General features: G+C 42.8%; 25 protein-coding genes and 1 pseudogene. 12 read left to right on the forward strand and 14 right to left on the reverse strand.

Annotation, left to right across the window (positions count from 1 at the left end):
• Positions 1 to 251 precede the first annotated feature (251 nt).
• The 4 genes from MKS89_RS03540 to MKS89_RS03555 form a co-directional block, all read right to left on the reverse strand.
• Positions 252 to 539 carry a YciI family protein gene (locus MKS89_RS03540; protein ID WP_072962627.1) on the reverse strand — a complete coding sequence of 96 codons (288 nt, stop codon included), beginning with the start codon at positions 537 to 539 and terminating at the stop codon, positions 252 to 254.
• 77 nt (positions 540 to 616) lie between these two features.
• On the reverse strand, positions 617 to 961 hold the full coding sequence (locus tag MKS89_RS03545) for a winged helix-turn-helix transcriptional regulator (protein ID WP_072962625.1): 345 nt from the start codon (positions 959 to 961) through the stop codon (positions 617 to 619).
• A gap of 352 nt (positions 962 to 1,313) precedes the next feature.
• Entirely contained in the window at positions 1,314 to 1,511 is a 198-nt protein-coding gene (locus tag MKS89_RS03550; protein ID WP_021020789.1) for a hypothetical protein, read from the reverse strand.
• A gap of 568 nt (positions 1,512 to 2,079) precedes the next feature.
• Positions 2,080 to 3,138, reverse strand: a complete 1,059-nt coding sequence (locus MKS89_RS03555) for a bifunctional transcriptional activator/DNA repair enzyme AdaA (protein ID WP_072962623.1) — start codon at positions 3,136 to 3,138, stop codon at positions 2,080 to 2,082.
• Between the two features lie 202 nt (positions 3,139 to 3,340).
• Here MKS89_RS03555 and MKS89_RS03560 point away from each other — a divergent pair, with 202 nt between their 5' ends.
• The 5 genes from MKS89_RS03560 to MKS89_RS03580 all read left to right on the forward strand — a co-directional run bounded on the left by MKS89_RS03560 (position 3,341) and on the right by MKS89_RS03580 (position 8,500).
• Positions 3,341 to 3,814, forward strand: a complete 474-nt coding sequence (locus tag MKS89_RS03560; RefSeq protein ID WP_072962621.1) for a DUF1203 domain-containing protein — start codon at positions 3,341 to 3,343, stop codon at positions 3,812 to 3,814.
• 178 nt (positions 3,815 to 3,992) lie between these two features.
• On the forward strand, positions 3,993 to 6,077 hold the full coding sequence (locus tag MKS89_RS03565) for an acyltransferase family protein (RefSeq protein ID WP_072962619.1): 2,085 nt from the start codon (positions 3,993 to 3,995) through the stop codon (positions 6,075 to 6,077).
• Between the two features lie 602 nt (positions 6,078 to 6,679).
• Entirely contained in the window at positions 6,680 to 6,856 is a 177-nt protein-coding gene (locus tag MKS89_RS03570; RefSeq protein ID WP_162841355.1) for a hypothetical protein, read from the forward strand.
• Entirely contained in the window at positions 6,853 to 7,500 is a 648-nt protein-coding gene (locus MKS89_RS03575; RefSeq protein WP_072962616.1) for a class I SAM-dependent methyltransferase, read from the forward strand. The genes MKS89_RS03570 and MKS89_RS03575 overlap by 4 nt, the downstream gene beginning before the upstream one ends.
• A gap of 226 nt (positions 7,501 to 7,726) precedes the next feature.
• Complete coding sequence (locus tag MKS89_RS03580) at positions 7,727 to 8,500, forward strand: FkbM family methyltransferase (protein ID WP_072962614.1); 774 nt, start codon at positions 7,727 to 7,729, stop codon at positions 8,498 to 8,500.
• A 216-nt stretch (positions 8,501 to 8,716) separates the two neighbouring features.
• Here MKS89_RS03580 and MKS89_RS03585 read toward each other — a convergent pair.
• Positions 8,717 to 8,907 (reverse strand): annotated as a pseudogene (locus tag MKS89_RS03585) (transposase); the annotation flags it as partial.
• A gap of 93 nt (positions 8,908 to 9,000) precedes the next feature.
• Here MKS89_RS03585 and MKS89_RS03590 point away from each other — a divergent pair.
• Together MKS89_RS03590 and tnpA are read left to right on the forward strand one after the other, a co-directional pair.
• Positions 9,001 to 9,249: a hypothetical protein gene (locus tag MKS89_RS03590; protein ID WP_072962612.1), complete on the forward strand. Its 249-nt coding sequence runs from the start codon at positions 9,001 to 9,003 to the stop codon at positions 9,247 to 9,249.
• 221 nt (positions 9,250 to 9,470) lie between these two features.
• The gene (tnpA, locus tag MKS89_RS03595; RefSeq protein WP_252518336.1) at positions 9,471 to 9,932 is read left to right on the forward strand and encodes an IS200/IS605 family transposase; all 462 of its coding nucleotides are present in this window, start codon (positions 9,471 to 9,473) and stop codon (positions 9,930 to 9,932) included.
• Positions 9,933 to 10,293: 361 nt separating this feature from the next.
• Here tnpA and MKS89_RS03600 read toward each other — a convergent pair whose 3' ends face one another.
• Positions 10,294 to 10,911, reverse strand: a complete 618-nt coding sequence (locus MKS89_RS03600) for a LysE/ArgO family amino acid transporter (RefSeq protein WP_072962079.1) — start codon at positions 10,909 to 10,911, stop codon at positions 10,294 to 10,296.
• A gap of 110 nt (positions 10,912 to 11,021) precedes the next feature.
• Between MKS89_RS03600 and MKS89_RS03605 the strand changes: the two genes are divergently transcribed.
• On the forward strand, positions 11,022 to 11,921 hold the full coding sequence (locus MKS89_RS03605; protein ID WP_072962080.1) for a LysR family transcriptional regulator ArgP: 900 nt from the start codon (positions 11,022 to 11,024) through the stop codon (positions 11,919 to 11,921).
• Positions 11,922 to 12,143: 222 nt separating this feature from the next.
• On the opposite strand, the gene MKS89_RS03610 is transcribed toward MKS89_RS03605, so the two are convergent.
• Positions 12,144 to 13,070, reverse strand: a complete 927-nt coding sequence (locus tag MKS89_RS03610) for a DeoR family transcriptional regulator (protein ID WP_235862440.1) — start codon at positions 13,068 to 13,070, stop codon at positions 12,144 to 12,146.
• On the reverse strand, positions 13,024 to 13,683 hold the full coding sequence (gene deoC, locus MKS89_RS03615) for a deoxyribose-phosphate aldolase (protein ID WP_072962083.1): 660 nt from the start codon (positions 13,681 to 13,683) through the stop codon (positions 13,024 to 13,026). The genes MKS89_RS03610 and deoC overlap by 47 nt, the downstream gene beginning before the upstream one ends.
• A 216-nt stretch (positions 13,684 to 13,899) precedes the next feature.
• On the opposite strand from deoC, the gene rbsK reads away from it, so the two are divergent.
• The 3 genes from rbsK (at position 13,900) to MKS89_RS03630 (ending at position 17,308) form a co-directional block, all read left to right on the forward strand.
• Positions 13,900 to 14,829 carry a ribokinase gene (gene rbsK / locus MKS89_RS03620; protein ID WP_021020802.1) on the forward strand — a complete coding sequence of 310 codons (930 nt, stop codon included), beginning with the start codon at positions 13,900 to 13,902 and terminating at the stop codon, positions 14,827 to 14,829.
• 81 nt (positions 14,830 to 14,910) lie between these two features.
• Positions 14,911 to 16,239 (forward strand): L-fucose:H+ symporter permease, encoded by a 1,329-nt coding sequence (fucP, locus tag MKS89_RS03625; protein WP_072962085.1) that lies wholly within the window; start codon positions 14,911 to 14,913, stop codon positions 16,237 to 16,239.
• A 49-nt stretch (positions 16,240 to 16,288) separates the two neighbouring features.
• Complete coding sequence (locus MKS89_RS03630; protein WP_072962088.1) at positions 16,289 to 17,308, forward strand: aldose 1-epimerase family protein; 1,020 nt, start codon at positions 16,289 to 16,291, stop codon at positions 17,306 to 17,308.
• A gap of 79 nt (positions 17,309 to 17,387) precedes the next feature.
• Here MKS89_RS03630 and MKS89_RS03635 read toward each other — a convergent pair whose 3' ends face one another.
• The 3 genes from MKS89_RS03635 to MKS89_RS03645 are packed head-to-tail and all read right to left on the reverse strand — an operon-like array spanning position 17,388 to position 18,628.
• A complete protein-coding gene (locus MKS89_RS03635; protein WP_072962091.1) occupies positions 17,388 to 17,888 on the reverse strand; it encodes a DUF4865 family protein in 501 nt (166 codons plus the stop codon).
• Between the two features lie 13 nt (positions 17,889 to 17,901).
• Positions 17,902 to 18,288 (reverse strand): tautomerase family protein, encoded by a 387-nt coding sequence (locus MKS89_RS03640; RefSeq protein WP_072962094.1) that lies wholly within the window; start codon positions 18,286 to 18,288, stop codon positions 17,902 to 17,904.
• A gap of 7 nt (positions 18,289 to 18,295) precedes the next feature.
• Positions 18,296 to 18,628, reverse strand: a complete 333-nt coding sequence (locus MKS89_RS03645) for a carboxymuconolactone decarboxylase family protein (RefSeq protein WP_072962096.1) — start codon at positions 18,626 to 18,628, stop codon at positions 18,296 to 18,298.
• Between the two features lie 108 nt (positions 18,629 to 18,736).
• Here MKS89_RS03645 and MKS89_RS03650 point away from each other — a divergent pair, with 108 nt between their 5' ends.
• Entirely contained in the window at positions 18,737 to 19,606 is an 870-nt protein-coding gene (locus MKS89_RS03650; protein WP_072962098.1) for a LysR substrate-binding domain-containing protein, read from the forward strand.
• Between the two features lie 65 nt (positions 19,607 to 19,671).
• Here MKS89_RS03650 and soxR read toward each other — a convergent pair whose 3' ends face one another.
• From soxR to MKS89_RS03665, 3 genes are all read right to left on the reverse strand, one after another.
• Positions 19,672 to 20,136, reverse strand: coding sequence for a redox-sensitive transcriptional activator SoxR (soxR, locus tag MKS89_RS03655; RefSeq protein WP_106406988.1), 465 nt, complete (start codon positions 20,134 to 20,136; stop codon positions 19,672 to 19,674).
• Between the two features lie 126 nt (positions 20,137 to 20,262).
• A complete protein-coding gene (locus tag MKS89_RS03660) occupies positions 20,263 to 20,805 on the reverse strand; it encodes a GNAT family N-acetyltransferase (RefSeq protein WP_072962263.1) in 543 nt (180 codons plus the stop codon).
• Between the two features lie 101 nt (positions 20,806 to 20,906).
• Positions 20,907 to 22,325, reverse strand: coding sequence for an efflux transporter outer membrane subunit (locus MKS89_RS03665; RefSeq protein ID WP_235862439.1), 1,419 nt, complete (start codon positions 22,323 to 22,325; stop codon positions 20,907 to 20,909).
• Positions 22,326 to 22,331: the final 6 nt, after the last annotated feature.

Raw genomic sequence — 22,331 nt, forward strand, 5'->3', positions numbered from 1 at the left:
AACCCATCACGAAAGGTCAACAGCCCCTAGCAGATTGGTAAAGCCTGAGTTTTGTAGGTACATTAGGGTTAGAAAACCTAACGTACCTCCAGCTTAAAGGACTCGGCACATCCATTGGGCGAAACACGGAATGGGGCATAGGTGAGTTTGCCGTGATCGGCGCTGGCGCATCTCTGGACACTTTCGACTCAAGTGTGGCAGCGTACCAATGTTATCGCTGCCATTTTTCTCATCTCAGATAATCGATGACATCATTGAATTAAAGAGGCAAACTCAGGTGCAGATTTTGTGGGCACAAACTCGATTAATTCATAATGAGCCAGATTATGAATTTTAAATGGATCATCGTTTAGAACTTCTTCTAGCTCACTAAGATTTCTAGCTTTTGCGAGAATGACTCCACCATTACGGGGAACTTTTCTTCCAGAAGCAATAAAAACCCCTTTCTCATAGTTTTTATCTAGGTACTCAACATGAGCCTCAAGATACTTATCTATTTGAGATATTTCACTAATGTACGTTAATGACACAATAAACATAATTATTCCCCTTTACGTTTGTGACCTTTGATCACAGTGATGAATTCGTCAGTCTTTATGATGGCGTGATTAAGCTTTTATTTTTCTGTGCCCTTAAGTGATTCAACCCACTGTTCTGCGAGACTTTTTAAAGGATAGATTGATGAAATTATTTGCTTTCCTAATTCGGTTGGTTGATAACCTAATTCGCCCTTTTCAAGTAGTTTTGCCTGCCTTAATTCTCTAATTCTTGAATTTAAAACAGCGGGAGAAATAGACTCACAACGGTTCTGCAACTCACGAAATGTACAAGGCCCACCTGAACATAACTGCCATAGAACCCCCATGGCCCAGCGTCGTCCTAGCAAATCAAATAATGCCATGATTGGATTGCCTGTTTCCGAACCACGAACTGGCTTGCCAGGGTACGGGATTTTTTCCATTTTGATTTCTCTGCGATTAAGTTCATGGCAAAGCATAGTCAAATACACAAAAAATTGCTATGTTTTTAATAGCAAGGTGGTAGGGTTTTTTCTGGCGGTTTAGAAAGTAATATTAAAAAATTTAGACATCTCAATTCTAAGTGCATTACTTATTTTTATGGTTGGATAGCGTTAACTCAACACACAATGGCTAAACAAGTTACCACTTTTTAATCATCAAAATCTTCTCGCAAACAATACACCTATGATGTTCAGCATGTGATTCAGTCCCGCGAGCAGGGTGGGTGGTTCTTAGAACTTGATCAAATCGAGCCGCAACTGCGGCTCGAAAACTAAATAAACCAATCAATCATCACACCAAATCTGATTCATCTGGCTCTTCATGATAGTGCACATAATGGGTGGTAATCAGGTTATTCAGATATAGCAGCACGTTGCGCAGCTCTTGACTGTTGTGCCGCTGTTCGGCTTCAAACATTTCTTCTAACTGACGCAAGTATTCGCGGGCTTTTTGGGCGAATTGATGATCGTAAGGGATGGTTTCGTACATAGTTATCTTCCGAAGAGTTAGTGAAAAAACATATCACCACGGGAGTTCCTACGCTCGGGTGGTGAACTGGAACAAGGTGTAGGAATACCGTTCTCTCCGGAACACGGCCAGCCGAAGCTGCCTTGGCCAGCTCACCATAATTCAGATGTGCTGAGGCCGTATATAGTAAAAAACCAACGTAAAGTTAGCAACCTATAATGCCGGAAAGCTATAACGGGTTCCTACGCCCGGCACCGGATTTTGCCAGTGCAGGAGTCAGGTTATCTGATTGTGGGAAATAAAAAGTATTAAAAAAGTATGAGATTTTGGGTGTGGGTTCTCAAAATAATCAGCCGATGAGCGTTTCAGCGAATTTGGGGACAGTCAGTTTTAAAAAGGCGTTGGACAAACGTTTGCCAGTGAGTTCACTAAATTAGCTATCTTTGAATAACTTTTCGTATCCTAAAACATTAAAGACCACCGTTGTCAGCGGTGCTCGATTTGCGCGGAACTGTATAAAATCTTCCACTCGCTACCAACACGATTAGATTCATTTTGTAAACATCCCTTATTCTCGTGGTCAGTTGAATTAGCGTCTTGCTCTTTCCATATCCAACAATGTTCTTTTGCGCTCTAGTCCCCAGCGGTAGCCTCCTAAAGAACCGTCGTTGCGCAATACTCGGTGGCAGGGGATAAGAATCCCAACTGGATTTTTGCCACAAGCGGTTCCTACAGCGCGAACCGCCTTCGGATTATCAATATGTGCGGCAACCTCACCATAGCTCATCACGTCCCCTTCTTTGATACTTAGTAAAAACTGCCACACCTTAATTTGGAATGCCGTTCCTCTGATATCAAGAGGAACATCGGGTCTGGGAGCGCCCTGACTCATATGCTGATCTAAAGCCAACATCCAACTATCCAGCTCTGGTGCGTCTTGTGCCGCAGAAAGTACAAGCCGAGCCTCTGGAAACTCGTCACCTAACAGAGTTAGCAAAGAATCTTTGTCATCACTAAACTGTACCGAGCATACCCCCTTATCTGTTGCAGCCATTATCATGAACCCAAGCGCCGTCTCTCGACACGCATAATGGATAATTTCACCTTTACCGCCAGCTCTGTATGCTTTTGGCGTCATGCCTATATTTCTGGTCGCTTCACCATATACCCGACTGATTGAGCCATAACCGGACGAATAAATCGCATCAGTTACACTCTCTCCCTCTTTTAACGAACGCTTAAATTTTCGCATTCGCACTGCATCCTGATAATGTTTGGGAGACACACCAAACATGTCTTTAAATGAGCGTTGTAATCGGGAAGGTGAAACCCCTGCAATATTGCCTAACTGGGTTAGTGTCATTTTGTCTTCGGCATGAGTTTCTATATAGCGAGCCACATCGATTAGCTGCTGAGTCCGCTCGTCCTGTCCTGCTGGATTACAACGCTTACAAGGACGATACCCTGCTTGCATTGCAGATTCGATATCTAAGAAGAATCTCAGGTTTTCTGGATTTGCCGCTTTGGTTGAACAGGAAGGCGAACAAAATACCCCAGTGGTGATGACGCCATAGTAAAAATGTCCGTCAAAAGATCCATCTCTCTGCGCTACCGCATTTTTCATTGCATTGTCTGATAACTTTGGCATAGCTACGCTCACTGTGTCGCGTGATTCATCAGTATCTCATCACACCAAGTTCGATGATACCATCCGATTCTTGCTGATTAATTCGGGGATGTTGATTAACCCTTCCATTTGAATATGGCGCAATTTTCGGATGTTTAAGAGCGGTTCACATCGTTAACATGAGTATTCATCAAAAGCAAAATAACTAATCAGGTATCACCTAATGAATACAAATTTTATTATAAAACCAATTGAAAAGAGCATATTTAGTGAATACTTTAACCTCAACGACCAACAACTTGAAAAATTTAACGCCAAATGGTTGATTGCAGACTCAAAGCCTGGTTTCCCATGTCGAGTCTCTTTAAAAGAAGCTGAAATTGGCGAAAGAGTTTTACTCATCCCGCACAAATATCATGATGTAAACTCACCATATAAAGCTTCCGGACCCATTTTCATTCGGGAATATGCTGTCGAGGCAAAATTGAACATCAATGAAATTCCCGAAATACTCACTAAACGACTACTGTCTGTAAGAGCTTATAGTGAAGATAGTATGATGATTCATGCTGAAACTACTTTGGGTTCAGGTTTGGAAAAGATTATTTACCATCAGTTGTCTGACCCCAACGTTAAATACCTACAGGTTCATAATGCGAATCCTGGCTGTTTCAACTGTACTGTTTATAGAGCTTAGATGTATCAAGCCTTGTGTGATAGGGAACGGGTCTGCGCCACCCAGACTGGAAAATCGTCCAAGCGAATTATTATGCAAAAGTCAGTAGTCAAAGGTGTCTTTCCAAGTTAAATCTCTATAAAATTAGGCATTTGTTCGTTTAGCGAACCAAGTGAACTAATTAAACCAAGTGAATCAAGTGAACCAATCATCACCATACAACTCCGCTTACCGAACTGAAATTGATGGGCTAAGAGCATTTGCTGTTCTATCCGTCGTAGTCTTTCACGCTTTCCCAACGGGGCTAAAGGGTGGTTTTGTCGGTGTTGATGTCTTCTTTGTAATTAGTGGGTTTCTAATCACTAGCCATATCTTTGAACATTTGGCTAGAGATCGTTTTAGCCTTACAGATTTCTATGGACGTCGCATCAGACGTATTTTCCCAGCCCTTATCTTAGTGATGGCGTGTTCTTTGGCATTTGGTTGGTTTGTTCTATTGGCCGATGAACTTAGCCAATTGGGCAAGCACGTAGCGAGCGGAGCAGCGTTTGTCAGTAATTTTATCTTTGCAAGTGAAGTTGGTTATTTTGATACTGCCTCCGAATTAAAGCCTATGCTCCATTTGTGGAGCTTGGCAGTAGAAGAGCAGTTCTATATCTTTTTCCCTTTGTTGCTTTTGCTCGCTTCAAAGCTAAGAATAAACCTTCTTATGGTTTGTTTGGTGGTTTTGATAGCTTCATTTTTTGTAAATATATTTTTTGTTGACCGCTTTCCCACTGAAATATTTTTTTGGCCGTTTGGCCGTTTTTGGGAGTTGCTCACCGGTAGTGTTTTGGCTTGGGTGATGCTTTACAAGCCCTCTAATAACTCGATTTCATCTTTCCAAACTAATGATCGCAGAGGCGAATTTGGGTTGTTTTTTTCAACTTTAAATAAACGTGGGGTGTTTTCACTTGTCGGACTACTTATATTAGTTCTGTCCATTGTGTTAATAGATAAGGCGAAACCGTTCCCTTCATACTGGGCTATTTTCCCAGTATTGGGTGCAGTTTTAATCATTATTGGTGGTAGTGCTAGTTATGTAGCAAAGCGAGTCTTATGTAATAGGTTAGCTGTTTGGTTTGGCTTAATTAGTTATCCTTTGTATTTGTGGCATTGGCCTATACTTTCATATTTTCGTATCATTGAAGACGGCACACCGCACAGAGACAAAAGGATACTTGCTGTTGTTCTGTCGGTTGCTCTCGCTTGGATTACTTTTCAATTTGTTGAAAAGCCTATTCGCTATGGTAATTCGATTAAATCGTTTCGAACAATGGCTCTTGTTGTAGGAAGCGTCTTAATTGGTTTAGTTGGATTTTCGATCAGCAAATTAGACTTAAAGGAGACGAATGGCGTTGATGATGTCTATTTCAGGGAAGGATTGGAGCACCGCATTGGAGCTACATCTCGTTGGTATGAGGGATTAAACGATTGGTTATTTTTGGGTAATTCTTACGATGACACAGTTGCTAAACTGAAACTGGCTATAAAGCCTTCAGACCACAATATATCTGAGGAAGTAACTCGTTTTAATTCTTTAGCTGAAAAAGGAAGCGAAGTCGGGGCAAAAGTTGCTCTTTTAGTTGGCCCAAATAAATCAAGTGTTTACGGCGAAAAACTACCCAAAGAAATAAAGCCATCTGAGACGAGATACATTTCTTACTTTACTAATCAGCTTAGTAAAATTGATAATCTATATTTAGTTGATCCTACTGAGTTGTTGATTAGAACGAAGGAAACTGAGGGTTTAGTTTATTGGAGAACTGATACTCATTGGAATCAGAAAGGGGCTTATATTGCATTTACTGCAATGATGGAAAAGTTGGGGCTCAATTACCCTCGCCTTCAGTTTCATTTAGAAGGTGATCACAAAGGTGATTTAATTGGAATTTCTAATTTAAATGATTTTCCCATTCATACTGATGACAATTGGAGTCAAAGTGTTCTAAGTGATGAACGGTTAGAGATTGTTCCAAACCCAGAGCAAGCCGATCCCTCAAATATGTATAAAACCGGTTGGGAAGGGGTTGTAAAAAATAAACAAGGCCTAAATAAGTTAGTAGTTTGGGTGTTGGGCGATTCATTTGCTAACTCGATCAAACCATATCTGAATGCAAGTTTTTCAAATGTAAAATATCTAGGGCATTGGCATCACAACATCGATGTTTTGCCTTCAATGATATCAGACTCAATTGAAAAACCCGATTTAGTGTTTATCGTTAGGGTTGAACGATCCTTTTAGATATCATTTGATGGCCTCTAATCGCCTTTTCACTAGCGCATTGATATTATTGAGTTTAAATGATTCCCTTCGGACTTGTTAACGAATCGAATAGTTAGAAACTTGTTAGAGGTTTGCTTTTAACCCTAAATAAATCAATATATTAACAATGCTATTGAATGGGAATGATTGTTAGGCCGGAAAAATCAGGCAGGAACAGGCACTAAATCATACTTAAGTCCGCGTCATTGCGGACTTTTTTGACTTAGTCATTCCTGGCAATGTCTGGCAACGCCAAGCACGGTTTGACCGTGGTATTTCGGATTCTATAAAGATACTTTTCAACAGCAGCAAAAGATACAGAACGAACAGGCTTCACACCTTTACATCCACAGTCATCGTTACAAAATCAACAAGGCGGCAGAAAAACACTGAAAACCAGTCAAAAGTATACGGTTTGTGGCAATTTAGCTATATGGTTGACTCTGTGACTGACATAGTGAAGGCTTATGTAAATACTTTTGTCAAATGCAGTGCGTTACAACAAGCGTAGAAAAACGTATTGTTCATCCCCTTAACAAATATATAATACAAGGCCGATACTTAACCAACGGAGGTGTGAGATGAAATTTTATAGTGAGTTGAAAGCTGCAGTGGAAGCAATTCAGCAGCTGGTGTTTGCAGCTCAGAAGAACGAACGCGCGAATTCGCTGAAAGAAGTAAAACGTCTTTGTAAGGAGTTCGGCTTTATTACAGGGATGCTTAAAAACTCGGTTGCTGAAGGCAGAAAAAAGAAATGAAAAAGTTAGCTAAAGAGTTTATTAAAAAATCTCCCGTTCTTCTATTTTTTGTAAAAAAAATATTATCAGGGTTTCGACTGATTGGTTCCAAGAAAAAATGGAAACGACTCGCGCTAAGTGAAAATATAAAACTAGAATTAGGCTCAGGAGCAAAGAAAGGAGCTAATGGGTGGACTACTATTGACGAAGCTCCTGCAGATATTCGCTGGGACCTAAGACGTGGTATACCTCTACCCAATGATACTGTTGATATAATCTATTCGTCTCATCTACTAGAGCATATTCCTTATGACCAATTGCTCCCTTTTCTACATGAATGCCGTCGTGTTATGAAGAGTAACGCTGAGTTTTCTGTCTGCGTTCCAAATTTTAGGCTTTATGTTGATGCCTACAAAAAAGGGGAATTGTTTCAGAGTAGAGAAGACTGGTATCAGCTTGGCTTGATAGATACTGGATCCTCTATCGATCAACTGAATTATGTGGCTTATATGAAAGACGAGCACAAATATATGTTTGACGAGGAAAACTTAGTGAACACCCTTGTTAAAGCCGGATTTTCAAATGTTCAGCTTCGGGGTTTTGACGAAGAGCTTGATTTGCGTGAACGTGATATCAACTCTATTTACGCCAAAGCTGGCAAATAGACAAATAATCAGCCAGCGCAAGTATGGGGGGCTACCCGAGACTTTTGTGTAAATGTCAGTGGGAACCTCCACGTTACAACAAGCGTAGAAAAACGTGTTGTTCATCTCCTTAACAAATATATAATGCAAGGTTGATACTAAACTAATGGAGGTGTGAGATGAAATCTTATAGCGAGTTGATAACTGAAATGCTTAAGGCTTCTCTGGCTAAAGGAAGGAAGACATCGTGATTGCAAATATCTACTCTCGTATTTTTAGCCGCGGTTTTTTTTCGAAAATTAATAATCGTATTCTTTTACTAGCTCTACGTGCTAGAGGTTATAACAACTTTCGTAATAACAGTGAAAGCGGTGAGAGCTTTTTTATTGAAAAAATCCTATCACCAACAAACCCACGCTTATGCATTGACATTGGTGCTAATGTTGGAGATTACACTGTTGAGCTTCTGAGTAAAACAAATGCAAGTATCGTAAGTTTTGAACCATTGCCAACAGCTTTTCAAAAGCTTACTGAGGCAACTAAGAATGCACAAGAGCGAGTCACGCTGGAAAACAAGGGCGTAGGAAAAGCAGCAGACGTTCTGACTATCCACTACAATCCAAATGCGCTAGCACACGCTTCGTTTTCTGAGGAAGTGAAAAAAGTTAGTTACGTATCAAATGACGAACAAGTAGATGTTCCAGTCGTCACATTAGATGCCTATTGTGAGGAAAATAATATCACTGAGATTGATTTTGTAAAAATTGACACAGAGGGATTTGAGTCAGAAGTGTTTGAAGGGGCAAAACACACTTTCGCAGTAATCAAGCCTAAATTTATTCAAATTGAATTTAACTGGCATCAGTTATTTAGAAACATCTCGTTAAACTTCTTTGCCGAAAAATTACCAGATTATGATGTCTATCAACTCATTCCAAATGGATGGATAAAGCGAGATGCGAAAGATCCTTTAACGAATATCTACCATTTTTCAAACTTCATATTCGTACGTAAAACGTGAATGGGTAAGTGGTACTACAGTCAAAAAATTAAGCAGCAACTTTCGTAAGTTGCTGCAAGAACGTTTAGACAACGTTAATCCATGTTGTACTGAACTAACCATAGATGAAAAGAAAGGACTCTACGCTGTTTTTAGAGACTGTCTTGATTTCTGTATAAATGCCAGTCGTTACATGTAATCCGATAAACGCTTTTCAAATTCAATCATAAAACGATTCAAGGCTTCTTCCTCTGTTGTGGCTTGATAAATTAGCTTTAGCTCTTTTGTGACAGACTTGTAGTCCTTCCATAGCTCGTGTTTCACTGAGTTACGAACCATATGAACGATGCAGCGCTGAATTACGCACTCGAAATGCAAACAGGTATCCGGAAGCCCTTCAGACCGTCTACACAAGTAATGAAAATGTCCATGTTTAGCGATATCAAAGAGTAAACATGAACCTTTGATTATGCTACCGTGTGCTATCGTACAATCGATATTTAATTTGATGGAGATAGATAATGAACAGCGGTTGGGGTAACTTCTTTCCGTACTTTGCTGGTGCTTTAAAAATTATTGTATTAGCGATTGCAGCCTACTTAGCTATTAAATGGCATTTTGATGAAGAAAAAAGGGTAAGGGAAGCAGAAGGTGTGGTATTTGATAAACCAGGCTTCATGAAAAAGTTGGCAATGATTCTCGCTTTCCCTGTCTTTCTCATTATTTTAGTTATTTCAGTAGTTTATGCGACTAACTGGGTGCTCTACTGACAGAGTATGCCGGAAACATCTGGCAGGAACAGACCCTAAATCAAAATTGAAGTCCGCACAACTGCGGACTTTTTTGTTTGTATAGAGAAAACCCCCAGCTAGGCTGGGGGTTCCGTAAAGCTTACAGCTATAAGTCAGTTATATAACCCCTTTCAATTTGATAAAAACGTCTTGTGGTCTGGCAACTACAAGAGTTAATTAAGAATTGAAAGGGGGTCCCAATGGGGGACGAAAAGAGCTTAGCGCACACGCGCTGGAACTGTAAATACCACATAGTCTTTGCACCGAAATATAGAAGGCAAGTGTTCTACGGAGAAAAACGTAGAGCAATAGGTGAAATATTGAGGAAACTATGTGAATGGAAAAATGTGAACATTCTTGAAGCGGAATGTTGCGCGGATCATATCCACATGCTTTTAGAAATACCGCCCAAAATGAGTGTTTCAGGGTTTATGGGGTATTTGAAAGGTAAAAGTAGCCTAATGCTTTATGAACGATTCGGGGATTTGAAGTTTAAATATAGAAATCGAGAATTTTGGTGCCGAGGTTATTATGTAGATACGGTAGGTAAGAATACGAGCAAGATACAAAATTACATCAAGCACCAACTAGAGCAGGATAAAATGGGAGAGCAATTGTCGATTCCGTATTCAGGTAGCCCGTTTACGGGCCGCAGGGACTAGTCATATGCAAATGTCAGATCACTACGCGCCTGCTAGGGCGCTGCCAGTAGGAGAGCCTTATAGGCGCATATGAAAAACCACCGGCTATGCCGGTGGATACTTTTTTTTTGTTATAAGCGACCTTCGTGTTTGACAACTAAAATTCTGGCTTCACCTTGGGGGCAACGTGCTCGGTACCGACAGAAGCAAAGAATATATCTCCCGAATTCAAGGTTATGGATTTCTTTTCGTTGTTTTCTTTATTGCGCCTTTTCATCTGAGATCTTTCAACGTGTATAACATTTGTTAGACAGACAACATCTAAAAAATGTGGGTTTCTTAGCAGGTCAGTGCATTCCCATGCGTGGCGGTGGAGTGGCATTTACGGAAGTGGTGTTATCAGCAACGAAACTGAAAAATAGCCCATCGTTATGGCAACTAAGGCATCAAGAATACGCCAAGCATACGGATTGCGAAACAGCGGTAATAAGAGCTTTGCACCGTAGGTAATTGTACTAAACCACACCACACTGGCAGATAAGGCTCCAGCAGCAAATTTCCATTTCTCAATGCCTGAATAGGGAATCGATAAACTACCGATCATAAATACTGTATCAAGATATACGTGTGGGTTAAGCCACGTAAACCCCAAGCAAGTTAAGATCACCGTTTTAAAATGGGAAGAATCTTCAGTGGAAGGGTTCAATTGACTGTTGCCATACCATGCTTGCTTCGCTGAAGATAAAGCGGTCCATGCTAAAAAAACTGCACCCGCATAGCGAACGATTTCCACCAAATTAGGCCAATTTTTTACTAGCGTTCCCAATCCAGCAATACCACAACAAATTAATATGATATCACTGATACTACAAATTGCCGCAATGGCAAATAAATGATGGCGTAAAAGACCTTGTTTAAGAACAAAGGCATTTTGTGAACCAATGCACACGAGTAACCCCGCTCCAGTTGTAAATCCAGTGATAGCTGAAGCAATGAACATACATCCTCCTTTTTGTGACTTTTCTTTTTCAGGTAGGAGTATTGATTGTTTATAAAAATTAGAAAATCGATATAATCTTAATTAAGTTAAGAAAATCTTAATAGGAATGCATGAGTTTACTATCTCCACAAGTTGTGGCTTTTATTGCTGTGATCGAAGAAACCAGCTTTGAACGTGCGGCCAAACGATTATCGGTGACACCGTCAGCCATTTCACAGCGTATCAAACAACTGGAGGATCGTATTGGTCAGTTGTTGATCGTTCGACAGTCTCCCTGTAAACCCACTCGAGCTGGCCAAAAATTGCTGGCTCGAGTGAAACCGATGTCCTTACTAGAATCGGAAGTCATGAACGACTTCCTACCTGATGAACCAACTGCTGTTCATTCAAACACGTTTTCGATTGCGGTAAATGAAGATTCTTTTTCGACTTGGCTACTCAATGCATTGGCTCCGCTTTATCAGAAGTATAATTATCAGTTTGATATTCGAATCGATAATGAAGAATTTACCTTGGAACATTTAAGGAACGGGCATGTGATTGGCGCCTTAACTTCCGAACCTAAGCCATTGCAAGGTTGTGTCGTGCATGAACTTGGTCAAATGCGCTATTGTGCGGTCGCAACACCCGCTATGTACCAGCGATATTTTAGTAACGGGTTGACTATAGAAGCGTTTCAACACGCCCCCATGATTGACTATGACCATAAAGACTTTTTACAAAAGCGTTTTATTGAAATGGTCACGGGATACGAAGTTCTACCCAATCATGTACATTATTTGCCAAGTGCGGCAGGGATTGTTGAAGCGACTCGGTTAGGAATGGGGTGGTGTGTAACTCTCGAAGGATTGTTAGGTGATGCGCTTGAGACAAAAAAATTAGTGAATATCGCACCGGATATCTCGCTGTATGCGCCTTTATATTGGCAACACGCTGGAGTTCGCTCCCGAGTGTTAGCACAAATTACTCAGGCTGTAATCGCGGAATCAGCTCGGTTTTTATACACATAAGTTCTACATTCATCAAAAGACATACGCAATACCAATGACGACTCGCAAGTCGCAATCCCAAACAGACTCGGCTGGTTGCGTGCAATCGGAGCAACAGGAAATACAATATTTGTGTTCGGTTTGGTCATTCTGGCAATATCTGACGTACAAACATCAATGAATACAGATTGATAATGATGCTTGCCTAATCGTATCCAGCGGCAGCCCGCATGCCCTAATCCCTCATGTTTTTGGGGTGAGAACCTGCAAGCGAGCTTCGTGGCACGCGGTTTCGAGTTTGTTGGGTAAGGTGTCATCTGAAATCAAATAATGGAAATCCATCAGGTCGCCGATTTTATAGGTCGCGGCTTGGTTAATGGCTTTCTTTTCCACGATAAGATATCTTTTCATGCTTCTTTCCATCACGATGTTGGCGATATTCGAGACCAACATGTCTGAAGCGGTGACGCCAAATTTGTCGTGTACACCAGCGGATGAAATAAATACTTTCTGAAATATCATCGGTGTCAGAACACCATTGGACGCTGAAATAAACACATCATGGACAGGGTTGTAACTGCCACCTTGCAAAATTGCTTTGCAGTTCGGCTTATGCTTTAGCGCCAAGAAAACATTCATCGAAGCCGTCACCCCAGTAAACATCACATGATTCGGGATAGAACCAATAATGTCAGCATTGAGATCGCCGTTGTCGAAATACACCACATCATTCATCTCGATAAAATCAGAGACAATTGCTGAAATGTAGTTGTTCACTTTCACCGGGGGAAAAGCGTTCGCGGTGTTGGCTGTGTGATAGTCAGGAGATGGCGGTGAGGTTTCGTAGGATATGAATTCGAGACCTTCCTGAACGTCATCATGCACGATTGGATGACCACGGCGGATATATCCGCCGTAGTACTCGAGGGGAAAAGAATGGGCAGCGTTGGAGTTTAAATCTCGACGCACTGTCATTTCTGACACTTCTAAAAGACGGGCTATTTCTTTCAAGTGAATTTTATCGCTGTGTTTGAGGCACGCTTCAATTCGTCGAAGTCTTTCTAACTGCTTTGTAACCATGTTTCTCCATTTTCGGCCTTTTACGGCCGAAGGCTTCCTACTTTTAGTAATCATCAGTTGTTGGCGCTTGGCCTGAAATAATGCTGACACTGGCACTTGCACCAACGCGTGATGCACCGGCGTCAATCATTGCTTGTGCTGCCTCTTTCGTACGAACACCACCAGATGCTTTGACGCCCATTGTTTTGCCAACAGTATCACGCATTAACTTAATATGCTCAACAGTTGCACCACCAGTCGAGAAACCTGTTGAGGTTTTCACAAAATCAGCGCCGGCACGCTGACTTATGTTACACAATTCAACGATTTGTTCGTTGGTTAACAGACACGTTTCAAAGATAACTTTGAGTAATTGTGAACCACATGCTTTTTTGATCGCTCGGATTTCTTGTTCAACGTTGCTCCAGTTAGCCGCCAACACATCGCTGATGTTAACAACCATGTCGATTTCATCCGCGCCCAGCGAGATGGCATTTTGGGTTTCAAAAACTTTAACCGCAGTGGTGTTCGCACCTAATGGGAAGCCGATCACTGTGCAGATCTTCACATTTGATGTTTCTAACCGCTTTGCACAATGCTCAACAAAACCGGGATTGATACAGACAGAGAAGAACTGATGTTGATGGGCTTCATCGCATAATGTGTTGATTTGATCTGTGGTTGCGTTAGCAGATAGCAGTGTGTGGTCAATATAGTGATTCATAAGGTTACCTTGTACTTTCATTTTGAAAAAAGGGTTCGTGTTACATTAATAACACCTGAAAATGCTAATGTTATTATATTTACATGAAATTGTGATCAGGTACGTGAATTATTATTTATTAATCAATATTAACATCATTAGAGTGATGCAGATCGCAGTAAGTGTTCATTGAGATCGACTAATGTTAATTTCATAACATGAATAAGGAAGTACAAAATGAAAACAATTGCAGTGATCGGCTCGAATATGGTCGATCTCATTTCATACACAGAACGTATGCCAAAAGAAGGTGAAACATTAGAAGCGCCATCATTCAAAATGGGGTGTGGTGGTAAAGGGGCAAACCAAGCTGTTGCAGCCGCAAAGCTGGGCGCGGATGTGGTGATGGTGACGAAAGTGGGTGATGACATGTTTGCCGACAATACCATCAGGAATTTTCAATCTTATGGCATTAACACCCAATACGTAAGTAAAGAGCCTCAAACATCGAGTGGTGTGGCGCCGATCTTTGTCAGCCCGACATCGCAGAATTCCATTTTAATCATCAAGGGAGCCAATGAATTTCTCAAGCCGGCTGATATTGATAAAGCAGAAAGAACACTGGTCGAATGCAGCCTGATTGTCCTTCAGTTAGAAGTGCCGCTTGAAACGGTTTATGCCGCGATCGAATTTGGTAACAAACATCATATTCCGGTGCTGCTAAATCCTGCTCCGGCGGTTCCTGAGCTGGACATTGAATATGCCTGTCGCTGTGATTTCTTTGTTCCGAATGAAACAGAGCTCGAAATCTTAGTCAATAAACCTGTTGAAACCGTCGAGCAAATAAAAGAAGCCGCAACGATCCTTCTGAATAAAGGATTGAACAACATTATTGTGACGATGGGGGAGAAAGGAGCTATTTGGTTAAGTAAAGACGGCAAAGACGTCTTTATCGAACCGACGCAAGTCAATGCAGTGGATACAAGTGGTGCAGGTGATGCGTTTATTGGTTGCTTCTCTCATTACTTTATGCAAACCCGCGATGTACAGCTGTCGCTGGAAAAAGCGTCGTTATTCGCTGCATTCAGTGTGACGGAGAAAGGAACACAGTTCTCTTATCCCAGCATTGAACAGTTTGAAGAATTCGAAACAAAACACACGAAATAATATCTTGGTCTGAAATAACAATTAAAAACAGGCTCATTTTTAAATGGGCCACATAATAACTGTCCTAAAAGGAACCCTACAATGATTAAAGCTAATGCCATCCAAGGATCCGATGGGTATTTGGATAAAACACCGATATTTCAATTTATATTATTGTCCTGTCTATTTCCATTATGGGGCTGTGCCGCTTCATTAAACGACATTCTAATTACCCAATTTAAATCTGTTTTTGAATTGTCGAATTTTGCAAGTGCATTAGTGCAAAGTGCTTTTTATGGCGGATATTTTTTAATTGCCATTCCTGCATCTTTAGTCATTAAAAAGTCATCCTATAAAGTTGCCATCATGATTGGTTTGTCACTTTATATTCTGGGGTGCACCGCATTTTTCCCTGCCTCCCATATGGCGACTTACACGATGTTTCTGGCAGCGATTTTCGCCATTGCTGTCGGTCTGTCTTTTCTGGAGACCGCAGCCAATACCTATTCTTCAATGCTGGGGCCGAAATCGCACGCGATATTACGTCTGAATATCAGCCAAACCTTCTATCCTGTTGGTGCTATTGCCGGTATTTTGCTTGGTAAATATCTGATTTTTCAGGATGGTGCGAGTCTGGGATCGCAGATGGCAGTGATGTCCCCGGATCAGATTCATGCGTTCCGACTGGAGATGCTCGAGCATACGTTGAAACCATATAAGTATATTATCTTCATTCTTGTTGGTGTCTTCACCCTGTTTGTACTGACGCAATATCCGAAATGTAAAGTCGCACGACAAAGTGGTCATAAAGCGCCTTCGATTGGCAAAACCTTAAAGTATCTTTCGACCAATAACCGCTTTAAGAAAGGGATCGTTGCTCAGTTCCTGTATGTGGGAATGCAAGTCGCGGTCTGGTCATTTACGATCCGCCTGGCATTAGAGATGGCCGATATTAACGAACGGGCCGCATCCAACTATATGGTGTATTCGTTTGTGTGTTTCTTCATTGGTAAGTTCGTCGCCAATATTTTAATGACTCGGTTCTCGGCAGAGAAGGTATTGATCGCTTATTCAATCATTGGTATGGCGTTCCTGACCTATGTGTCTTTGGGTCATGATTTTAGCGCTGTTTATGTGGCGGTTGGTGTCAGTATTCTGTTTGGACCTTGTTGGGCGACCATTTATGCCGGCACCCTGGATACGGTCGATAATGAATATACAGAAACGGCTGGTGCCGTTATCGTCATGGCTATTGTCGGGGCTGCTGTCGTGCCAGCAATCCAAGGTCTGGTTGCTGATATGGTTGGTATGCAATTATCGTTCTTGGTGAACTTTATTTGTTTTGGTTATGTTGGTTATTACTTTTTCGGTGAAATGAAAAATAAAAAAGCAAATCAAGCACAACCTAAATTAGCAGAACAAACTCATTAATTCAGAGAAGCCACTTTTATAGTGGCTTTCCTCTTCAGGAGATAAAATAATGTACACAATGCCTTTAGGTAAACATTTATTTAATCAACAAGAAGTCATATTCATTCAATCCGAACACTTTAAAGTCTCTGGTTTTAAATATAACTCCGGTATTGAAGCGCTGAGAATAGAAAATTCGAAAGGTTATTTGGTTATTCTGCCTTTTATGGGCCAAATGATATGGGATGCTCAATTTCTCGGTGAAAACCTGTGTATGGAGAATATGTTCTCTGAACCAAAGCCAAGTCGTGAAGTTGTCGCCACGTATGGTTGTTTCGCGTTTCATTCTGGCTTGATCCGTAACGGTTGCCCTAGTCCTGAGGATGACCACCCCCTTCATGGTGAAATGCCATGTGCCAATATGGATAAAGCATGGTTAGAAATAGATGAACACCACATCACCATCAAGGGAGAGTACGAGTATGCGATGGGGTTTGGTGATCATTATCTGGCATCACCATCGGTTTCGATTCAGCAAGACGCTTCAGTATTCGAGATAAAAATGAAGGTGCAAAACTTGGCCTCTGTGCCCATGCCGCTTCAGTATATGTGTCATATGAACACGGCATATTTCCCAGATGCTGAAATGAAGCAGAATATTCCCGACAGTGCGGTAAAACTTCGTGAGTCTATCCCGAATCATGTCACCCCGACGGCACAATGGCTTGATTTTAATGAAATGCTCAAAACGCAAGCAAGCCCAATAGAACAACTCTCAACACCAGACATGTATGACCCTGAAATAGTTTACTTCATGGATAACTTATCGTTGCACACCGACAGGGCTCAGTTTGAAATGGCAATCGGAGGCGGTAAAACATTAATCACGCATTTTGATACCGCCATGCTCAATTTTGCGACGCGTTGGATTTTGCATAACGGTGATCAAAAAGTCGCAGCTTATGTCCTGCCGGCAACATGTCGGCCTGAAGGTTACTTGTCTGCTAAAAAGAGCGGCACACTGATTCATTTACAACCGCAGGAAGTCAGAGAGTTTGCTGTGACAACCGGGATCGTTCAATCCGATTGATCTATGGATAGCGGGCAGTATATTTGCACTGAGCACCGTGGGGTTCGTGCTTGCTGACTGCCCCTATTTTCAGTTGATATTAGCTGGCGGTGAAGGCTTGGCCTCGGGCAATATATCCCACCGCGTAAAGGTCATGCGCTTGGTAGGCGCTCAGCTCTGCGTGACGAATCCATGTGACCCTGATAGGTTGCCAAGCGTGGTAATTGATGCCTTGGACATCCGCCTGTTGGCTTGCATCATGGGTAATCGATGCAAATTGATGTTGCGCTGTGGGGGGCGACGGGGGTTCATCAATAAACCAGGTTTCGACTTTTGGCCGACCAAATTGCTCACACAGCGCTTTAAATCCCTCACTGTTAAGAAAGGCCATCATCGCATGGTGATCTTGCCAGACATAAAAGGGGGCGTAGCTGTTTACCGGACTGTGGTACAGCGGCGCATCCTGACGCGCGTACAAGTAAGCCTTGAAGACTAATCCCGGCCAATCATCTAATAAATAGCCCTTCTCTGTGATCCGTCGTTCGATGAGTGTCATGTCGTAATCAGCGGGGAGTACAAACTTATATTGCATTGCAATCATTATCATTTTCCTATCAATCGATGGCTGAAATACCGGAAGCAAAAGACCAATCTTCTGCATGATTAAATTGAATTATGACCATAATGTCTTCTTCATTGAGGGGAAGAGACTGAGTCAAGTGTTGATTGAGCGCTTGATATAAAGCTCGCTTTTGCTCACAGCTGCGCGGCTTTCCGGCAAAGATATGGAATAGAATTCCGGATTCACTGCGTTTTTTGTGCAAATTGGGGTAGTAGCCATCAAACACGATGTGCTGTGGCGCTTGCACATCAAAGATCTGAAAGCAGTCATGACTGGGGACATCAAAATGGGTTTCTAAGCACTGTTGTAAAATCGTCGAAATTTCCTGATGGCCTGTTTCAAACAAAGCCGGGGTGAGTGTAATTCGTGTTAAAGGCATCTGATTGTTACTCCGCTGGATGACATTGAGATTGGCTGGTATCGAGACGCTCAAGCGCCGAGGCGGCGACAGGCCAGCCGCCATAAAAAGCTAATTGAGTGATTGCTGCACTGAGCTCCTCAGGGGTCAAGCCATTGGTTAACGCGCGCGTCAGGTGACCGGGTAATTGTTCCGTACGGTTGAGGACGACAAGCGCGGTGACTGTGATCAAACTGCGGTCTCTCTGGCTTAATCTGTCGTCCTGCCAAACTTGCCCGAATAATACTTCTGACGTGAATTGATGAAACTGAGGCGCGAGCCGGGCGAACATCGCCATCAGTTCTGTTTCTTTGGAAGTCATCGATTTTCCTCGCTTGTTTCAATGGACGGGAAAATCATAAGTTGATTTATTGATACAAAAAATCAAAACTATTGGTATTAACTGTTTCGATTTTTGGGATGATTGGTCATGCGCAGTCTTGATTTAGATGCTTTGCGATGTTTTGTTTTAGGGATTGAATTGGGCAGTTTTGCGCTGGCTGCCGAGCGTCTGAATCGCTCTCCTTCTGCCGCAAGTGCTCAGTTAAAGAAATTAGAGCAACAGTGTCATACGCCGTTAGCCGTGAAAGTTGGCCGGCACCTTGAACCGACAGAAGAAGGGGAAGTGGTGCTGGGATATGCCCGGCGAATGTTGCAACTGAATGATGAGTTAATGTACCGACTGGTGGGGGAGCGGCTGGAAGGTAAAGTCACGTTCGGCTTACAAGAAGATTTCAGTGATGTGCTCTTGCCACAAATGTTAGGTGCATTTGCACGCACTCATCCGCAAATCCAATTGCAGTCCATTGTCGGGCGACACCAAGAGCTGCTTGACGGTATCGTATCGGGTGAGTTGGATTTCTCGCTCGGATGGGTGGGCGAAAAAAGTGCGCCTTATAGTGAGCTTTTAGCAGAGTTACCCATGCACTGGTACGGACCGGCCAGTAAGCACCTCCGAGAGTCAGTGCTGACGACAAAGCCTTTACCGTTAGTGATGCTGGACGGCTCATGTCTGATCCGCAAACAAGCAACCGAAGCGTTAGATCATCAAGGGATTTCGTGGAAAATTAACTTTGTTGGCAGAAGCTTAAGTAATTTATGGCGTGCGGTGGAAGCCGGATTAGGGATTACCGTGCGATCCTCTTTTAGTTACCCGGAGAGCATCACCAAACTGAGCGGTTTTCCGCCATTGGGGACGCTAAAATTGTGTCTGGATCGCAATCAATATCAACTTGAAACCGTCCAGGCTCAGTTGTATGAAGAACTGAAACAGCAGCTATTGCAGTATCTTGAAGCGTAAGGAAAGGCTCGGGCTCAACCCTCATTCGTGAGTTGAGCCAGTTGCTCTTTCATATGACGATGACCTCACTGACTCATCCGATGCGGGCCGGCGCCTTTCTCGCCTAATTCATCTTGAGGATTAAGCAGCCGGCATCTTTCAAGGGAAAGACAGCCACAGCCGATACAGTCTGTCATCATGTCTCTTAACTCGGTTAACTGGATAATTTTTTTATCCAATTCTTGTCGCCATCTGACGCCCAATGCTTCCCAGTCCTCCAGCGTGACACGGGTACGATTCGGCAGGCCTTCAAGCTCAGATAAAATGTCATCCAAAGAAAAGCCAGTTCGCTGAGCAACCTGAATCAAAGAGACAATCCGAATGACATGTTTGGGATATTGTCTGTGGTTGGCAGCGTTTCTGTGGCTTTTGATTAAGCCTTTTTTTTCGTAGAAATGTAATGCTGATATTGCAACCCCCGTTCTTTTACTCAGCACGCCGACAGAGATCCACTCAGGAATGACTGCTTTAGAAGTGGTCGTTTTTTGCATTCGTCATAACACCTCAACTTAACTTGAGATTTCATGATAGGCATCCATAGAGACTTGCTCAAGTGTTGATCTCAACCGCTGATCATTGGATGTACCATCGGTATTGTTATAGGGTCGTTTACAAGCTTATTTTTTCATCACTTTCTCAAAAATGAAGTATTCATATTCATATAAATCCGTCAGGTTGTAATCGCGCAGATCGGCAGGAAAATGCGTATCCGGATGATAGCGATTGTAAAATTCAGTAATGTGGAAGCCACACTTGTTGAGATAAAAGTGGACGTTTCTTTTTTCAAAGTAGGGCGTTCCGGTTTGCCAGACCTTGGTTGCCGGATAGGCCGCTTCTATCGCCTGCCATGCAGCAAGGCCGATCCCTTGGTTATGATTGCCTGAGTCAATAAAAAACCATTCAAGTTCATGATGTTGAGTCTCTTCGTTGATCTGCAAAACCGCGCCGCCAACGGGGTTACCATTGGATAAGATATGGTAGAGAACCATATTCTCCTCATCAAATGATGACTCAATGTCTTTATCAGAGGGAATGGGTTTACCATGATACTGACCAAACTCTTTGATCACTGCATCGGTGAATGCTGTCTTTAATTTTTGTTTAAATTCGGGCCGGTCTTCTTGTTGAACCGGCATTAATGTGACCTGTTTTTCTTGCATTATCATTACCTTGTTCAGAGATGAATGTGTTGAGCGAGTTGCATCGCTCATTTTGACTCGATGATCAATCAAAGCGCCGATTCGCTGATTCAAGTCTCCAGTCACTCCCGTGCCCCTGATGACTCAACTAATCCGCCGCCTAACGCTTTATATAAAAAAACAGCATTACTTAATTCTTGTTGTTTGAGTTCAAGCCATGTCTGTTTGGCTGCGTAGAGTTGCCGTTGGGCATCGAGTAACGTCAAATGTCGTTCAACACCAGACTGATAACGCAGTTTAGACAGGTGTGTTCTGCGCTGTTCTGCTGCGATAACATTCATTTGTGCCGCGATTTGTTGTTGGTAGGTTTCACTGCCTGATAAACCATCCGCAACTTCTTTAAAAGCGGTCTGAATGGTTTTTTCATATTGCGCGATGGCACTGGATTGGCGGACTTTTGCCAATTTTAACGCGGCATCCAGTCTTCCGCCTTGGAATATGGGCAGCTCTATTTGCGGTGACAATGACCACATGGTCGCCCCCGAACGAACTAAATGGCGGATACTCGAACTGGCATAGCCCATGGCACTGGTCAGAGAGAGGCGGGGGAAGTAGGCCGCTCGCGCTGCACCGATGTCTTCGTTGGCTGCAATGAGGTTTTGCTCCGCTTGCAAAATATCCGGCCTATACAGCAATAAATCAGCAGGAAGCCCTGCGGGGAGCCGGGTCATCATCTCCTGGTCTGTCAATGGGCGGGGAGCGGGCAGATCATTCGGTAAACGCGAACCAACCAGCAACCGGAGTGCGTTTCTGGCTTGTGCCAATGCCCGTATCTTGGCGGCTCGATTGGCTTGCGCACCGGCGACCTGACTTTCCGCCTGAGCAACATCAAGGGCACTCGCCTGATTTCCCATCCTGAGTTTTTGCGTTAAGTCGAGCGATGCCTGCCAGTCCGTTAACGTTTTCTCAGTCAAGCGGAGTTGTGCTGTGGTCAGACGTTCAGAAAAATAAGCGTCAGCAATTGCGCTGATCAGCGCAATTTGTGCCGCCTTTTGACCATAATCACTGGCTAAGTAACGTGCAAATGCAGCATCTGACATTGAACGCGTGCGGCCGAACAAGTCAATTTCAAATGCACTGAAACCGAGATTCAGATTGCTTTGTTGTTGGATTTCCGATGATTGGGTGCCTTGGTCATCGCTCGTCAGATTTCGTTGTCGGCTGGCACTCATCGTCACATTCAGATGAGGAACTTGAGCCGAACGCTGAATATGATATTGGGCTTTCACCGCTTTCACATGGAGGATCGCAATCCGTAAATCCCGGTTATTGGCCAAGCCTAGTTCGATGAGCTGTTGTAAGCGTTCATCTCTGAACATGGTTCGCCAGCCAAGTTCAGCCGTTGGCGGTGACATCGTCCCCGTGTCACTGGCTATCGGCGGAAAAGTCGCCGGTACGGGGAGTGCGGGTTTGGTCATCTCGGGCGTCAGGGAACAGGCCGAAAGCAAGCCTGTCAGACAAAAAATAAATACACGCATCATCTTTAC

It is taken from the genome of Vibrio gazogenes, from assembly GCF_023920225.1.
Taxonomy (GTDB): domain Bacteria; phylum Pseudomonadota; class Gammaproteobacteria; order Enterobacterales; family Vibrionaceae; genus Vibrio; species Vibrio gazogenes.

What these genes read in the sequence shown, in the direction of transcription:
- MKS89_RS03555 (WP_072962623.1), bottom strand. Translation starts at nt 3,138, where the DNA reads ATGCCAAAGTTATCAGACAATGCAATGAAAAATGCGGTAGCGCAGAGA.
- MKS89_RS03635 (WP_072962091.1), bottom strand. Translation starts at nt 17,888, where the DNA reads ATGATTGCAATGCAATATAAGTTTGTACTCCCCGCTGATTACGACATG.
- MKS89_RS03570 (WP_162841355.1), top strand. Translation starts at nt 6,680, where the DNA reads ATGAAATTTTATAGTGAGTTGAAAGCTGCAGTGGAAGCAATTCAGCAG.
- MKS89_RS03540 (WP_072962627.1), bottom strand. Translation starts at nt 539, where the DNA reads ATGTTTATTGTGTCATTAACGTACATTAGTGAAATATCTCAAATAGAT.
- deoC (WP_072962083.1), bottom strand. Translation starts at nt 13,683, where the DNA reads ATGAATCACTATATTGACCACACACTGCTATCTGCTAACGCAACCACA.
- tnpA (WP_252518336.1), top strand. Translation starts at nt 9,471, where the DNA reads ATGGGGGACGAAAAGAGCTTAGCGCACACGCGCTGGAACTGTAAATAC.
- MKS89_RS03660 (WP_072962263.1), bottom strand. Translation starts at nt 20,805, where the DNA reads ATGCAAGAAAAACAGGTCACATTAATGCCGGTTCAACAAGAAGACCGG.
- fucP (WP_072962085.1), top strand. Translation starts at nt 14,911, where the DNA reads ATGATTAAAGCTAATGCCATCCAAGGATCCGATGGGTATTTGGATAAA.
- MKS89_RS03590 (WP_072962612.1), top strand. Translation starts at nt 9,001, where the DNA reads ATGAACAGCGGTTGGGGTAACTTCTTTCCGTACTTTGCTGGTGCTTTA.
- MKS89_RS03550 (WP_021020789.1), bottom strand. Translation starts at nt 1,511, where the DNA reads ATGTACGAAACCATCCCTTACGATCATCAATTCGCCCAAAAAGCCCGC.
- MKS89_RS03640 (WP_072962094.1), bottom strand. Translation starts at nt 18,288, where the DNA reads ATGCCTTTAACACGAATTACACTCACCCCGGCTTTGTTTGAAACAGGC.
- MKS89_RS03645 (WP_072962096.1), bottom strand. Translation starts at nt 18,628, where the DNA reads ATGACTTCCAAAGAAACAGAACTGATGGCGATGTTCGCCCGGCTCGCG.
- MKS89_RS03600 (WP_072962079.1), bottom strand. Translation starts at nt 10,911, where the DNA reads ATGTTCATTGCTTCAGCTATCACTGGATTTACAACTGGAGCGGGGTTA.
- MKS89_RS03605 (WP_072962080.1), top strand. Translation starts at nt 11,022, where the DNA reads ATGAGTTTACTATCTCCACAAGTTGTGGCTTTTATTGCTGTGATCGAA.
- MKS89_RS03630 (WP_072962088.1), top strand. Translation starts at nt 16,289, where the DNA reads ATGTACACAATGCCTTTAGGTAAACATTTATTTAATCAACAAGAAGTC.
- MKS89_RS03545 (WP_072962625.1), bottom strand. Translation starts at nt 961, where the DNA reads ATGGAAAAAATCCCGTACCCTGGCAAGCCAGTTCGTGGTTCGGAAACA.
- MKS89_RS03665 (WP_235862439.1), bottom strand. Translation starts at nt 22,325, where the DNA reads ATGATGCGTGTATTTATTTTTTGTCTGACAGGCTTGCTTTCGGCCTGT.
- MKS89_RS03575 (WP_072962616.1), top strand. Translation starts at nt 6,853, where the DNA reads ATGAAAAAGTTAGCTAAAGAGTTTATTAAAAAATCTCCCGTTCTTCTA.
- rbsK (WP_021020802.1), top strand. Translation starts at nt 13,900, where the DNA reads ATGAAAACAATTGCAGTGATCGGCTCGAATATGGTCGATCTCATTTCA.
- MKS89_RS03650 (WP_072962098.1), top strand. Translation starts at nt 18,737, where the DNA reads ATGCGCAGTCTTGATTTAGATGCTTTGCGATGTTTTGTTTTAGGGATT.
- soxR (WP_106406988.1), bottom strand. Translation starts at nt 20,136, where the DNA reads ATGCAAAAAACGACCACTTCTAAAGCAGTCATTCCTGAGTGGATCTCT.
- MKS89_RS03560 (WP_072962621.1), top strand. Translation starts at nt 3,341, where the DNA reads ATGAATACAAATTTTATTATAAAACCAATTGAAAAGAGCATATTTAGT.